Annotated in this window: 12 protein-coding genes and 1 pseudogene; 9 read left to right on the top strand and 4 right to left on the bottom strand. The window is 67.3% G+C overall.

Annotated elements, in window-relative coordinates; all coding sequences use genetic code 11:
• Window positions 1-215 precede the first annotated feature (215 nt).
• Window positions 216-3,146, bottom strand: coding sequence for a DEAD/DEAH box helicase (locus tag AC3FJ6_RS04920; RefSeq protein WP_488770910.1), 2,931 nt, complete (start codon window positions 3,144-3,146; stop codon window positions 216-218).
• A gap of 243 nt (window positions 3,147-3,389) precedes the next feature.
• Here AC3FJ6_RS04920 and AC3FJ6_RS04915 point away from each other — a divergent pair, with 243 nt between their 5' ends.
• From AC3FJ6_RS04915 to AC3FJ6_RS04895, 5 genes are all read left to right on the top strand, one after another.
• Window positions 3,390-3,584 (top strand): zinc-finger domain-containing protein, encoded by a 195-nt coding sequence (locus AC3FJ6_RS04915; protein WP_029051276.1) that lies wholly within the window; start codon window positions 3,390-3,392, stop codon window positions 3,582-3,584.
• 129 nt (window positions 3,585-3,713) lie between these two features.
• A complete protein-coding gene (gene waaF / locus AC3FJ6_RS04910) occupies window positions 3,714-4,736 on the top strand; it encodes a lipopolysaccharide heptosyltransferase II (protein WP_153946617.1) in 1,023 nt (340 codons plus the stop codon).
• 10 nt (window positions 4,737-4,746) lie between these two features.
• The gene (locus AC3FJ6_RS04905; protein ID WP_153946616.1) at window positions 4,747-5,187 is read left to right on the top strand and encodes a YybH family protein; all 441 of its coding nucleotides are present in this window, start codon (window positions 4,747-4,749) and stop codon (window positions 5,185-5,187) included.
• Between the two features lie 14 nt (window positions 5,188-5,201).
• The gene (locus AC3FJ6_RS04900) at window positions 5,202-6,218 is read left to right on the top strand and encodes a YheT family hydrolase (RefSeq protein WP_488770908.1); all 1,017 of its coding nucleotides are present in this window, start codon (window positions 5,202-5,204) and stop codon (window positions 6,216-6,218) included.
• Window positions 6,219-6,228: 10 nt separating this feature from the next.
• Window positions 6,229-6,798: a DUF2946 family protein gene (locus tag AC3FJ6_RS04895; RefSeq protein ID WP_488770906.1), complete on the top strand. Its 570-nt coding sequence runs from the start codon at window positions 6,229-6,231 to the stop codon at window positions 6,796-6,798.
• Window positions 6,799-6,835: 37 nt separating this feature from the next.
• Here the strand turns inward: AC3FJ6_RS04895 and AC3FJ6_RS04890 are convergent, their stop codons facing one another.
• Window positions 6,836-8,584 (bottom strand): beta-barrel assembly-enhancing protease, encoded by a 1,749-nt coding sequence (locus AC3FJ6_RS04890; RefSeq protein WP_488771353.1) that lies wholly within the window; start codon window positions 8,582-8,584, stop codon window positions 6,836-6,838.
• A gap of 263 nt (window positions 8,585-8,847) precedes the next feature.
• Between AC3FJ6_RS04890 and moaC the strand changes: the two genes are divergently transcribed.
• From moaC to AC3FJ6_RS04870, 4 genes and pseudogenes are all read left to right on the top strand, one after another.
• Window positions 8,848-9,330, top strand: coding sequence for a cyclic pyranopterin monophosphate synthase MoaC (gene moaC, locus AC3FJ6_RS04885; RefSeq protein ID WP_488770904.1), 483 nt, complete (start codon window positions 8,848-8,850; stop codon window positions 9,328-9,330).
• Between the two features lie 140 nt (window positions 9,331-9,470).
• Window positions 9,471-10,283 (top strand): tyrosine-type recombinase/integrase, encoded by an 813-nt coding sequence (locus tag AC3FJ6_RS04880; RefSeq protein WP_488770902.1) that lies wholly within the window; start codon window positions 9,471-9,473, stop codon window positions 10,281-10,283.
• 254 nt (window positions 10,284-10,537) lie between these two features.
• Window positions 10,538-10,741, top strand: a pseudogene (locus AC3FJ6_RS04875) (cyclic pyranopterin monophosphate synthase MoaC); the annotation flags it as partial.
• Window positions 10,742-11,438: 697 nt separating this feature from the next.
• Window positions 11,439-11,963 (top strand): hypothetical protein, encoded by a 525-nt coding sequence (locus AC3FJ6_RS04870; RefSeq protein WP_488770900.1) that lies wholly within the window; start codon window positions 11,439-11,441, stop codon window positions 11,961-11,963.
• Between the two features lie 8 nt (window positions 11,964-11,971).
• Here AC3FJ6_RS04870 and AC3FJ6_RS04865 read toward each other — a convergent pair whose 3' ends face one another.
• The gene (locus tag AC3FJ6_RS04865; protein WP_488770898.1) at window positions 11,972-13,810 is read right to left on the bottom strand and encodes a PglL family O-oligosaccharyltransferase; all 1,839 of its coding nucleotides are present in this window, start codon (window positions 13,808-13,810) and stop codon (window positions 11,972-11,974) included.
• A 143-nt stretch (window positions 13,811-13,953) separates the two neighbouring features.
• Complete coding sequence (locus tag AC3FJ6_RS04860) at window positions 13,954-14,439, bottom strand: pilin (RefSeq protein WP_488771351.1); 486 nt, start codon at window positions 14,437-14,439, stop codon at window positions 13,954-13,956.
• Window positions 14,440-14,462 lie beyond the last annotated feature (23 nt).

Below are 14,462 nucleotides of genomic sequence, written 5' to 3'. Positions count from 1 at the left end.
ACCGCCATGAATTCCCCTCTCCCGCTTGCCGGAGGGGGACCGGGGGAGAGGGCAGGCGCCTGACACCCGGTCACGCCGCAAAAAACGCACCTTGCCAAGAAGACCTGAGATTGTGCGTCCGCACCAAATGCGTGACGATTTTGTATACCGTTTGGTGCAATCCCTCAGGCCCCTCTGCCGCAGGCGGAGAGGGGAGACAAACATCAGGAGCGAGTTCAGCGCCGCAGCAAGCCCACCAGTTCGTCGATATCGGGCAGCGGCACGTCGCGGCCGGTGGCTTCATCGGCGGACGCATCGAGCACCCCTTCGGCCAGGGCGCGCTTGCCCTGGTGCAGATCGACGATGCGCTCCTCGATCGTGCCGGCCGTGATCAGGCGGTAGACCGTGACCGGCCGCTGCTGGCCGATGCGGTGCGCGCGGCCCATCGCCTGGTCTTCGGCGGCCGGGTTCCACCACGGGTCCGCGATCACGACGTAATCGGCCGCGGTCAGGTTCAGCCCAAAGCCACCGGCCTTCAGGCTGATCAGGAACACATCGCCCTCGCCGGCCTGGAAAGCCGCCACGCGCCGGGTGCGTTCGGCGGCGGGCGTGGCGCCGTCCAGGTACTGGCAGGCCAGCCCGGCCTCGTCCAGTGGCTGGCGCAGCAACTGCAGGAAATCGACAAACTGGCTGAACACCAGCGTCTTGTGGCCATTGGCCGCCAGCGTGGCCGCCAGTTCGGCGAAGGCGCGCACCTTGGCGCCGGGATGGCCGGTCTCGGGCGTGACCAGGCGCGGATCGCAGGCCGCGCGGCGCATGCGCATCAGTTGCGCCAGCACGTGGATGCGCGCCTGCGGCTCGGGCAGCGTGGCGCGCGCCTTGCGGTCCGTCTTCGGCCGGAACAGCGCGCGTTCGGCCTCGGACAGCGCCTGGCGGCGCAGCGCCTCGTAATGCGCGGCCTCGGCCGGTTCAGGGGCCACGCGGATCACCAGCTCCGTGCGGGATGGCAGTTCGTCCAGAACTTGCGCCTTGGTCCGGCGCAAGACGAATGGCGCGATCATCCGGCGCAAGCGGGCGCGCGGGTCGCGGGCGCCGTTGCGCTCGATCGGATTCGCGAAATGCTCGTTGAAGCGCGCCAGCGATCCCAGCAGGCCGGGATTGCAGAAGCGCATCACGGCCCACAGTTCCGCCAGGCGGTTTTCCACGGGCGTGCCGGACAGCGCGATACGGCCGTCGGCCTGCAACGCGAACATGGCCTGCGCGCGTCGCGACGACGGGTTCTTGAACGACTGTGCCTCGTCGGCCACCACGGTGTGCCAGGACCGCTCGCAGAACGCGCGGCGCGCCTGTTGCAGCAGGTTGTACGAGACGATCACCAGATCGTGCGCGCCAGCCTGTTCGACGATGGCCGACCGGTCGCCTTCGGCATAGACATGCACCCGCAGCGCCGGGGCAAAGCGTCGCGCCTCGGCCGCCCAGTTGCCGCAGACCGACGTGGGGGCCACCACCAGCGCCGGGCCGCCCGCCGCGCGCGCCAGCAGCACGGCCAGCGCCTGCAGCGTCTTGCCCAGGCCCATGTCGTCCGCCAGACAGGCGCCGAAACCGGCCTCGGCCAGCGACATCATCCAGCGATAGCCCTCCACCTGGTACGCGCGCAGGTCGGCCGCCAGCGTGGCGGGTACCGGCGCATCGGCCGCCCGCGCGGTGTGCAGCCGCTTCACGCGCGTGCGGAAGTGGGCGTCGGGATCGATGCCCACGCCGGCCAGCACGTCGTCGAGCCACGGCGTGGCCACCAGCGGCACGCGGATGCCATCGCGCACGCCGTCGCCCACGGCGGCCAGGTCGCGCAGGCGCTCACGCAGCTGGCGGGTCAACGCCACGTACACGCCGTGGTCCATCGCGATAAAGCGGCCTGCATGGCCATGGGCCCAGGCCACGAGCTTTTCCAGCGACAGCACCAGTCCTTCGGCCACGTGCAGTTCGCCCACCAGCTTGAACCATTCGCTGCCGGTTTCCACGCTGACCGCCAGTTGCGGCAGATCGGCCGACAGCACGCGCAGTGCACGGCCGCGCGGCCATTCGAGGTCGATCACGCCGGCCAGGCCCGGCAGGGTCTCGATCACGGTCAGCGCGTCTTCGGGGTCGTCCAGCGTCCAGCTATGCTCGCCGCCGGCGGGCGCCTGCTGCACCAGGAACGGCAGCGCATCGAACACCTCGGCCACATGGGCCTGCTCGGCGGCCAGGTCGCGATGGGTGACCAGCGTGTCGCCGCCAATCGTCGCCATCAGCTGCGCGCGGCCATGCGCCGGGGCCATGCGCGGGCCAAGGGGCCCGAGCGGCGTCACCACCAGGCGCAGGCTGATGCCGCGCCCGACCGGCGCCACTTCGGCCCGCAGCCGCGATTCGGGGTCGCGTTCGCGCGCTTCGCCCGAACTGTCGGCGTGGATCTGGAAGTGGCCGGCCAGCGCGCGCAACGTGCTGTCCAGCCGCGCCTGCGCGGTGGCCGGCACGGTCAGGCCTCCGGCGATCAGCCTGGCCGCCTCCTGCTGGGCCGGGGTGAAGCGGATCACGCGCAGGCGGCGCGCGCCGTCCTGCAGCACCGTCACCTGGCGCAGGGCTTCGGCTTCCTGTTTCGCGGCGGCCGGCAGGAAATCCTCCATCGACTTCGGCGCACGCATGGGCGGCACGATGCGCAGCGCAAAGCGGTCGCCTTCGCGCACGGCCTCCAGCGCGGGTGCCGCCTCAAGCACCTCCATCGGCACGGTGGGCGCGTGCGCCAGCACCACGGCAGGATGGCCGACCATCGCCATGATGGCGGCGGCGCGGTCCAGCACCAGACGGCGGTTGCGTGAACTGTCGCGCCGGATGGCGCGCGCCACGCGGGCATCCCAGGGCGGCAGGGAGTCGTCGTCGGCCACGCGCGCCAGCGTCACGGGGCGCGGGCGCGTCCAGCCCCGCGCGCCCCAGCTTTGCTCCATCGGCTCGATGGTGCCGATCTCGCCGTCCGCATCGAGCGTCAGCGCCCACAGCAGGCGGCGGCCCGTGCCGGTGGCGTCCTGGGCCGGTTCGCCACCGGCCAGTGCCTCGAGCGCGCCCAGCGCGTCCTGCCAGCGGTCGCCGCGGGTGGGATCGTCAGGTTCGGGGGAGGCGGGATCGGGCTGGGACACGGGTAGCGGGCGGCGCGCGGGTCGGATCGAAGGTGCGATTGTAGAACGCTGTGTGTGCCGCGCCGCGTTGGCACGCAAGGCCCCCCGGCTTACAATGGCGCCTTTACGGCTTTTGTCTGTGCCACGCGTGCGGCTCGGCCGTGGGCGGTACCGACGAGAAGTACAGGAAGTGGCTGACGCCGGTCTGATCCGGTGCCATCCGCAAACAATCCGCATCCATCCCTGCAACACAACCGCAAGACCATGACGCAAACCGCAACCGTCGTCGAAATCGGCGCAGAAGACATTCCGCTGCATTGCCCCACCGGCAACACCCCGGCCTGGAACTACCACCCGCGCGTCTTCCTGGACGTGGTGGACACTGGCGAAGTGAAGTGCCCGTACTGCGGCACCGTGTACAAGCTCAAGCCCGGCACCGTGCTGAAGGGTCACCACTGACCTGCCCGGCCCACGCCATTTCCTGCCGTTTCGACCTGACGCCCCGGGCCGCCCAGCGCCCCGGGGCGTTGACATGCCCGGGCAAGCAAAACAGGGCCACGCAACAAAGGGCCAGCAATACCCACAGACATGAAAAAAGCCCTAGTCATCGCCCCTAACTGGATTGGCGACGCGCTGATGGCGCAACCGCTGTTCGCGCTGCTCAAGGCACGCCATCCACGCCTGGTCATCGACGCCCTGGCGCCCAAATGGGTAGCCCCGGTGCTGGCGCGCATGCCCGAGATCAGCAAGGTGTTCCCGAGCGATCTGGCGCATGGCAAGCTGCAGCTCAGCGCGCGGCTGATGTTCGCGCAGCAGCTCAAGCACGAAGGCTACGACGTGGCGTACGTGCTGCCGAATTCGCTGAAGTCGTCGCTGATCCCGTTCCTGGCCGGCATCCCGCTGCGCGTCGGCTATCGTGGCGAAGCGCGCTTCGGCATGCTCAACGTGCGCCATGCCAACCCGCCGCGCGACAAGCGTCCGCCGATGGTGGAGCACTACGCCCGCCTGGCGCTCAAGCCCGGCGCGCGGCTGCCCGAATCGATTCCCGATCCGCGCCTCAAGGTGGACCCGGCGCGCATGGCCACCACGGCCGCGCGCTTCGGCATCGCGCCGGGCACGCGCGTGATCGCGTTCTGCCCCGGTGCGGAATACGGCCCGGCCAAACGCTGGCCCGCCGCGCACTTCGCCGCGCTGGCGCAGATGCTGCGCCGGTCCTATCCGTATGCACAGATCGTCACGCTGGGGTCCGGCAAAGATGCCGAGATTGCCGAAGAGATCGTGCAAGGCGCGCCGTTCGTGCGCAACCTGTGCGGCCAGACATCGCTGGACGATGCGGTGGACCTGCTGGCGCTGTCCGAGGCGGCGGTCTGCAATGACTCGGGCCTGATGCATGTGACCGCCGCGCTGAACCGGCCCCAGGTGGCCGTCTACGGTTCCAGCGACCCGCGCCATACGCCCCCACTGTCACAGGCAGCGAGTATCATGTGGCTGCAACTTGAGTGCAGCCCCTGCTTCAAGCGCGAGTGCCCGCTGGGCCACCTGCGCTGCCTGAAGGAAATCGAACCCGAAATGGTGTTCGTCGAGTTGCGCAAGCTCCTGCACCGTCCCTGACCCAATCAACATGCCCCGTTTCGCCCGTCTGTTCGATTCCGCCGAAGACATCGTCGAGGCCTTCCGTGAAGCCATGAAGCTGCGCGACGCCGATGGCGCGCTGCGCCTGTGGCTGGACGAGGATTCGGTCACCTGCGTCATGCCCGACGGCCAGCGCCTGATCGGTCATGAGAACCTGCGCCAGGCCTTTGCGCAATTGCTGGAAGAGCAGCCCGTGCTGATCGACGCCATCGAGACCAGCAGCCATGCGTCGCTGGGCGTGTCGATCTTCGACGTTACCGAGGCGCTGCGCTTTGGCGAAGGCCGTGTGGAAGCCGACCTGTTCGTCCACACCACCTATGTGCTGATGCAGAACCACGAAGGCTGGCGCCTGGCCCATATCCACTGCAGCCCGGCCAACGCCGTGCAGGTGGCCGCCGTGGCCACCGCACCGGGGCAGGCCCTGCATTGACGGCTGCGCGGGCCATGCTGTTCGGCGACACGTTCCAGACACCGTGGTGGCTGCGCGGCGGGCACGCCCAGACCATCCTGCCGGCCCGCTTCACGCGGCACCGCCGCATCGCGTTCCGCCGCGAACGCTGGGCCACGCCGGACGGCGACTTCATCGACCTCGACTGGACCACCCACCCCACGGCGCCCGGCGCGCCGCTGGTGGTGATGTTTCACGGCCTGGAGGGCGACTCCAGCAGCCACTACGCGCAGACGCTGATGACGGCGCTGCAAGACCGTGGCTGGCAAGGCGTGATTCCACACTTCCGGGGCTGCTCGGGTGAACTGAACCAGGCACCGCGCTTCTATCATTCGGGCGATTCGGCCGAGATCCGCTGGGTACTGCACCGGCTGCGCGACCAGCAGCAGGCCACCGGGCCAGGCCGGCCGATGCTGGCGGTGGGCATCTCGCTGGGCGGCAACGCGCTGCTGCGCTTCCTGGGCGAGGATGGCAGCGGAGCCGGCTTCCTGCGCGGCGCGGCGGCCATCTCGGCGCCGCTGGATCTGGCAGCCGGCGGCGCCGCGCTTTCCAGCGGCTTCAACATGCTCTACACGCGCATGTTCCTGCAGACGCTCAAGCGCAAGTCGCTGGCCAAGCTCGACCAGTTTCCGGGCCTGTTCGACCGCGAAGCCATGCTGCGCAGCCGCGACCTGTACGCGTTCGACAATGTGGTGACCGCGCCGCTGCACGGCTTTCGCGATACCGACGACTACTGGGCCCGCGCCGCCAGCAAACCCATCCTGGGCGAGATCCGCATTCCAACGCTGGTGCTCAATGCCCGCAACGACCCGTTCCTGCCCGCCCGGCACCTGCCCGGCCCCGCCGATGTCAGCGCGGACGTGCTGCTGGAGCAGCCCGAGTACGGCGGCCACGTCGGCTTCATGACGCCTCGCGGCGGCCTGCTAGGCCAACTGCCGCTGCTGCCCCGAGCCGGCCACATCGAATGGCTGCCCGAGCGGATCCTGGGTTTCTTCGACGGCATCGGCAAATAAAGGAGACACCATGGATGAAGTGGTCAAGCAAGCCATGGCCCGCTGGCCGAACGTGCCGAACTGCTTCGGCTGGCTGGCGCTGGACCGGCGCGGCCAATGGCGCATGCGCAACGAATTCGCGCAGCAGCACGGCCTGTCCGGCGACCCGATCCGCCATGAGGCGCTGATCGGCTTTATCGAACGCAACTACACGCACGACGGGCGCGGCGCCTGGTATTTCCAGAACGGCCCGCAGCGCGTGTTCGTGTCGCTGGCATATGCGCCATGGATCGCGCGCCTGCACAACGGCGCGCTGGCCACGACCACCGGCCGGGCGTTCACGCCAGCCGCGTGCTTTGCCGACGAGCACGGCAACGTCGTGCTGTCCGGTACCGTGGAAGGGGTGGAAGGCGAGCAGGCGGTGCTGCTGCACGATCACGATCTGGACGCCTTCAGCACGGCCAGCGACTGGCATGGCGACGCATGCGGCGCGGTACTGGGTATTTTTCACCACGCCGGGCGCAATCTCGACATCGAGCCGATCGTGGAAGCGGAGGTGCCGAAGCGGTTCGGCTTCGTGCGGACGCCGGCGGCGGAGTAAGCGCAACAAGGCGGAGTCAGCCCCCGCCCCCCGGGCGCTAGTTCGGCATGCCCTTGTTGTCCTGCCGGTCTTCCTTGAACTGAAGCTGCAGCTGGTGCAGGCGCGCGTCGACTTCCGACAGCGTATAGAAATCGCCGTCCCCGGCCTTGCGCGCAATCTGCAGCTGTTCGATGGCCGCCTGGTACGAGCCGTCCATCGCGTATTTCTCGGCCAATGCCTGATGCTGCTGCAGCCGCTTGCCCTGCGCGGCATAGGCGCGCGCCAGCAATTCCCACCATTCCGACCGGCCCGTTTCCTCGCGCGTGCGCGCGCGCAGGAAGGTCACCGCGTCGTTCAGCCGGTTGGTGGCCAGCAGCGTGTCGGCATAGGTCAGCGCGGCCGCGTGCGAGAGCGGGAAGGCCTTCAGCGTGGCGGCCGCCTGCGTGAGCGCATCCTGCTGGCGGCCTTCGCTGCGCGCCAGTTCCACCGCCATCACATCCAGCATCGGCGTGCCCGACGTGGCGCCCGGAATCGTGCCGTAAAGGCGACGTGCCTCGGCCAGCGCCTTGTCGGCCTCCACAAAACGGCCCAACTGCTGGTTGGCGAACGCGATGCCGTAATACACCGCCGGCAGCCGGACAGGCGGGGCCTTGGATACCTGGGCCTGGAACGAGGCCAGCAGGTTGCGCAGGTCGTTCGGCGTGGGCGACTGCAACACCGCCGCGCGCACGCGGGCAAATTCATAGTCCGGGGTATTGCCAACCTTGTGCGCGGCCACGTGCCGCACGCGATCCTGCATGTCCGCGATACGCTCGGAAGTCAGCGGGTGGGTACGCACGTAGGCGGGCACGGAATTGTCCGAAATCCCCATCACGCGCTGCAGGCGCTGGAAGAAATCAGGCATGCCCTGCGGGTCGAAGCCGGCTGCGGTCATGATCTGGAAGCCCACGCGATCGGCTTCGCGCTCGGCGCCCCGCGAAAACGACAGCTGGTTGGCGATGGCCGCGCCCTGCCCGCCCATGGCCAGGGCCGCCGCCGCGTCACCGCTCTTGGTGGCGGCCAGGCCGGCCAGCACCATCGACGCCAGAGCAATCCACATCGACTGGTCCTGGCTGGTGATGCCGCGGGCGATATGCCGCTGCATGACGTGGCCGATTTCATGGCCCAGCACCGACGCCAGTTCGGATTCCGTATCGGACTGCACCAGCAGCCCCGTGTGCACGCCGATATAGCCGCCCGGCATGGCGAACGCGTTGATCGACCGGTCGCGCACGCCGAACAGTTCGAACCCGGTGGCAAAGGTGCCGGCGCCGTTCGAGCCCGCGATGTTCATGCGCCGCGCAGCCTGCACCAGACGGTAGCCGAGCGCGTTCAGGTAGTCATTCAGCAAGGCATCCGACACATAGTCCGGATCGCGCCGGATGCTGCGCATGATGCGGTCGCCAAGCCGCTTTTCCATGTCCGGCGACAGCGATGCCGTCGACGGATCGCCCAGGTCCGGCAACTGGATGCCGGCGCTTTCCACCACCGTGTTGCCGCTGCGCAGGCCGAATTCCGACTTCTGGCCGGCGCGAACGCTGCGGTTGAGGTTGTCATAGACCTGGTCGCTGACCGCGCCGTTCAGCGTGGGGACCGGCGCCGGGACCGCCGCGGATGGCGTTGCCGTGGCCGGGGACGCGGACACCCCCGGTGTTGCCGTGGCCAGCTTGGCATTGGCGGCCGCCGCGGCGCTGGTCCGCCCCGGCTGCGCCGTCGTCGCGGCAGGGGCCGTCGTGGACGTGCTCTGCGGCCATGCCGGGGCCGCCATGGTCAGCACGAGCGCGGCCGCGACGGCGCGCGTCAGAAGTGACGCACGGACGGCAGGCACGGTGGGCGCCGGGGCGCGGGCACTCGACCGGACGGGCAGGCGGCGAGGCCATGATGTCTTGGGCATGTTGCTATGATAGCGGCCTCTGCAACCCGTTCCCATCGGGCTGGCCCCGGCGCGGGCCACCGTTGTGTTGCGCCACGTTCCGGCCCGGTGCGATCAGGCTGCCCGCCCACCTTTGTGCATATCTTCCTTCGCCGCCCATGAGTCAGCTCACCCACTTCGACACCGCCGGCCAGGCCCACATGGTCGACGTCGGCAACAAGACCAGCACCCATCGCGTGGCCGTGGCCACCGGCACGATCACGATGCTGCCCGAAACGTTCGCGCTGGTCCGCGACGGCACCGCCAAAAAGGGGGACGTGCTCGGCATTGCGCGCGTGGCGGCCATCATGGCCACCAAGCGTACGGCCGACCTGATCCCGCTGTGCCACCCCATCGGCCTGACCCGCGTGGCCGTCGACTTCGCGCTCGACGAACCGAGCGCCACCATCGCCTGCGTGGTGCGCACAGAGACACACGGCCAGACCGGCGTGGAAATGGAAGCCCTGACCGGCGTGCAGGTGGCGCTACTCACCATCTACGACATGTGCAAGGCCGTGGACCGGGGCATGGTGATGGGCAACGTCAAGTTGCTGGAAAAGCACGGCGGGAAGTCGGGGGACTGGGTGGCGGGAGGCGTGTAACACACTGATTTTCATAGGAAAACAGCGTTTCTGCCCAAGCTGCTTGATTCGCCGGCGGGCTACCGTTGTTCTCTGTCATTCGGCTGAAAAGTCGCGGCTCATTAAGGTCTTGTCCAACGCCTGTCCAATTAGGAAGGCGCATGGCATCTATTCGACAACGAGGCTCAAAGTGGCAAGCTAGGATCGTTAGGAAGGGGTTCCCGGCCGAAGTCCGATCGTTCGACACCAAGAGCGAGGCGGTTAGGTGGGCTCGAAGCATCGAGGCGCAAATGGAGCTTGGCGGCTATCAGAGCCCGGCTCGAAACAACGATCTTCTATTGAGGGATCTTCTCGGGCGCTACGCTCAAGAGGTCACCCCTTCAAAACGCGGGGCCAAGGACGAACTCATTCGCATCCAGGCTCTGCAGCGAAGTCGTTTGGCAGACTTCAGCCTGGCAACGCTGACCCCTGCTGTTCTCGCCAATTTCCGTGATGAGCGTCTGAGAAAGGTCTCAAGCGCAACTGTGGTGCGAGACCTATCCCTGTTGTCAGGCGCTATCAACCATGCCCGAAGGGAATGGGGAGTTTCAGTCTCTAACCCCTGCCAGCTTATCCGGAAGCCTAGCGTTCCTCCCGGTCGTGCTCGGACACTCACACCGGACGAGGAAAGCCGGCTCATCGCCGCACTAGCCCCGGTTGGCAGAAGAAGTCCCTGGATGGCCCCGCTGGTCTCCATGGCGCTCGAAACAGCCATGCGCAGGGGCGAGCTACTCGCCTTGAAATGGGAAAATGTGCAGCTTGAAAGCCGGACTGCCTACCTTCCGATGACAAAAAACGGTCACCCTCGAACCGTTCCCCTCTCTACACGCGCAATTGGAGTTCTAGCCGGGCTACCACGAGATCCTAGTGGAATGGTGTTTCCCATCACTGACATGGCGATGGAGGCCGCCTTCCGGAAGCTGCCAATGGGATGACAAGGGGTTGATCGGCTCTTCGGACAACGGTTGCAAATTCGTCGCAGCGAGACATGGCCGCTTGATTTTTGGACGCTCTACTGATACGTGCGGCGGCGTATCGCTATACTCGCCCGCACCTCGGCGTAGGACATGTCATTTGGTCGGACGAAAGCTTGGCAACCCCGATGAAAGGCCGTATCGTCGACCATGGATGGGGATCTGCCCTGTCCAAATTTCTGTCCAATTGCGTTGGACAAGACCTAAGCAGAACCGAACCCAGTTCCACCATCGCCTGCATCGTGCGCACTGAAACCCACGGCCAGACCGGCGTGGAGATGGAAGCCCTCACCGGCGTGCAGGTCGCCCTGCTGACCATCTACGACATGTGCAAGGCCGTGGACCGGGGCATGGTGATGGGCAACGTCAAGTTGCTGGAAAAGCACGGCGGGAAGTCGGGGGATTGGGTGGCGGCATAAGTCGGCGGTGTCGCGCCCTGGTCGCGCGCCCGTGCCGCTGCGTTCGCTGTCTTCGTCCCGCCCGTAATAAAGGTAACGCCACATTTCCGGATGCGCCGAAATGCCCCTGCCGGCGGCAAATTGATATTCAATGCAAGACATGGCGGTTGCCGCCAGTCGTCCGGGCGCCAGGTTCGGACGTTAAGCACAGGCAGGGACTCGAGGTACACATCATGAACGGGCGCAAGCTCTGCCAGATCGTTCTGGCATTGGCCGCGATGGGCGCGGCGGGGTACAGCACGACATCGCTGGCCCATGGGTATTACCGTGGCGGGCACGGGCATGGTCACGTGGGCGTAGGTGTCTACGTGGGACCGGGCTGGGGATGGGGGCCGGGATGGGGTCCCGGCTGGTATCCATATGGACCGTATTACGCGCCGGGCTACTACCCTGGTTACTATCCTGCGCCTGCCGTCGTGGCGGCGCCTCCGGCGGAACCGCCGCAATACATCGAACAGGGCAGCGACGGCAATCCCACCATCACCGATGGGTCGTCGCCCAACGCGTGGTGGTATCACTGCGCCCGGCCCGAAGGTTACTTTCCGTACGTGAAGGAATGCCCGGGTGGCTGGCAGCGCGAGCAGCCCCATGCGCCGTCGTCCGCTGCCCCTATCCCTGCCCCTATCCCTGCTCCTATCCCTGCTCCTGGAGCCACCTCATGAGAATGCGCTCACTGAGTCTGCTGATGGCCGCGTCGCTGGGCCTCGGTGCCTGCGCAGTGATGCCGTCGGGTCCGAGCGTGATGGCGCTGCCGGGCACCAACAAGACGTTCGACCAGTTCCGTGGCGACGACTACAACTGCCGGCAGTTCGCTTTCGGGCAGGTGGGCGGCACCACGCCGCAGCAGAACGCCAACACAGCCGCCGTGGGCAGCGCCGTGGTGGGCACGGCACTGGGCGCGGCGGCAGGTGCGGCATTCGGTGGCGGCGAGGGCGCCGCCGTGGGTGCCGGGGTCGGCTTGCTGACCGGCTCCGCAGTCGGGGCCGGCAATTCGTACAACGCCGGATACGGCTCGCAGCGCGCCTATGACGCCGCCTATGTCCAGTGCATGTACGCCAGCGGCAATCGCGTACCGGTCTATGGACAAATGGTGACGGCACAGCCGCCGGCGCGCGCCGCGATGCCGCCGTCCAACTACCAGCCGTACTATCCGCCCCCGCCTCCGCCGGGCTACGTACGCTGATTCCTGCCTTAGTTGTCCTGTGTCTTGCCCTGTGTCTTGCCCTGCGTCGCCTGGTGCTGACCGCGCTGGGCGCGCAGGCGGACCCACGCGCAGAATTCGCGCGGCCGGCGATCGGCGCCCAGTGCATCGCAGTCGCGCGACAGCACGCCAAACTGTGCCGCCTCATCCCCTTGATAGTAATAGCGCAGGCGCTCCATCCAGAGCCGCGCCCGGTCCTGCTCGCCAGTCAGCGCAAGCAGCCACGCACTGCGGCGGATCAGGTTGGGCGTGGGCAGCAGGTGTAGCGCGTCGATATGGGCCGGCAGCAAGCCGGCTGCGCTGTCGGGCGTGATGGCCGCCTGCTCGGCGACGTCGGATGCCGCATGCTGACGGAACCAGACACGGGGCATCGGCAAGGCATCGCGATGCGCTTCACTCGCGTACTCGCGCGCCTCGACACGCTTGTAGTCCTGCCACAGCGTGACAAGCGCCACCGCCGACACAGCCACGAACGCCAGGCTCGCCAGCATCGCGCCGGCCCGAGGCCATGGGCGACCAAAGCCCGACGGCTCCAGCCAGGCCAGCAGAAAACAGAACGGCAGGAAGAAGTACAGATAGTGCAGCGGATACTCGAGCATCGAGTGCGCCACGAGCATGGCCAGCCAGACCAGCACCGGCACCGCCATGCTTCGCTCGGCCGGGGTGCCGCGCCAGACGCGGTCGCGGATCACGCGCCAGAACCAGGCCGCCAGCACCACGACGACGCCCACCGTGCCGACCGCACCCGTCTTGGCCAGCAGGTCGAGCATCGCATTGTGTGCATGCAGCGACATTTCCGCGACGACCTGCACTTGCGATGCCACCTGGAACTGCGCCCAGCCGAATTCGCCGTAACCGACGCCGAGCCACGGATGCGCGTGAAACATCGCCAGCGCCTGGGACCACAGCGCGCCGCGATACGAAATCTGATTGCCCGACTGCAACTGCGACACGGTATCGAACAGCCGCCAGTCGAACGCCTGCCCCGCCATCTTGATGGCCGGCTGCAGCGCCACGATGCCCACGACCAGCAGCACGGCAGCGGCGACCAGACCGGGCGCCCGGTGCATCGGGCTGGCGCCGCGCGGCGTACCGCGCGCCATGGCGGCCGCCAGCAACGCGTAGACCGCAGTCAGCCCGACATGTACCAGGCCGGTCCGCGACCCGGACAGCACGATGCCGCTTTCCAGCAGCATCGTCGCCATCAGCCACGACGGAAACTGCAGCCAGCTGCGCGTCGCCAGCCAGATGGCGGCGGCCAGCGCCAGCCCGTTGAGCGTCGCCTGATGATTGGGCTGGTTCAGGTTGCCCCAGAGCCGGCGATTGGTGTCATAGAAATATTCCGAGACGAGCCCGAATGCCTGGTCCTCCAGGTGGAAGACCTGTATCCACTGCGCCAGCGTGCCAAGCAGCCCGGCCACCAGAAAGGCGATGGCCAGCGCATCGACGATGCTGGCCCGGCGATCGACCGACGACGCCTGCCCCATGCGCCAGGCGCCCAGCATCACAGCCGTGCCCAGACCCAGCACCAGCTGCGTGGTCAGACGGCTGCCGGAGACATCGGCCATGCCCGAGGCCGCCTGCAGCACCGTGGTCGCCATCAGCCAGAGTGGGAACGCCGCCACCCACGGAAACGCCTTGCGTGGCCGCGAGCCCGACACATCGACGCGCACCAGGGCCAGTACGGCCACTAGCGCCACGCCGAGCAGCGCCGCCGTCCATTCGCCAAAGAACGTCGCCAGCGGCAGGGTATGCCGCGACACCAGAAACGGAAGGGTAAAGGCGACGACAATCGCCGTAGCGGGAAGCGTGGCTCGGTGCAGCGGCATGCGCGCAGGGGCTCAAGGGGGCAAAGGCGCCATGATAGCGTGGCGGCCTGCGCCGATGGGGCAGAACCACTCAGACACCCATGCTGCGGGACGAAGGTCCGATTGGAAACGTTCGACCCGCAATGCCGACGATAGCGTCCAGATCAGGACTTCTTGATTTCCCCCGTGCATGCTTGCGGCAGGAAACGCTGCGCGATCTTGTCTGCCGAGCATACCCACTTGATGGAACCTTTGTCGGCATTGTCCATCATCAGCGTCATGGCCTTGCCTTTCAGTTCCTTGGAAACGCCGTTCTGCCGGAATGTGGAGATGATGGTGCAGTTGCCGCTGTCATTGGCCGTGCCGCCAACATTCACGCGCTCCACGTACTTGCCATTGATATCGGCTGCAGCCGGAATGCCATTGGCCATCGCGTTTGCATTGTTCGGGCAAGTCCCGGTTTGCGAGAATGTTTCCGTGACCGACGCCTTCTGTCCCGACGCCAGCGTCAGCCCTTCGGATACCTGCGCCCGTGCGATGTAGTCCTGGTACTGCGGAATGGCAATCGCCGCCAGAATGCCGATGATTGCGACCACGATCATCAGTTCGATGAGCGTGAAGCCGGCCTGGCGACCATGTTGGTAGTGCATGTTGACCCCCTTCTGAAGAACTT

It is taken from the genome of Cupriavidus sp. 94F1, from assembly GCF_057798875.1.
Note: the sequence above shows the minus strand (reverse complement) of the source record. Positions and strands in the feature narration are given on the sequence as shown.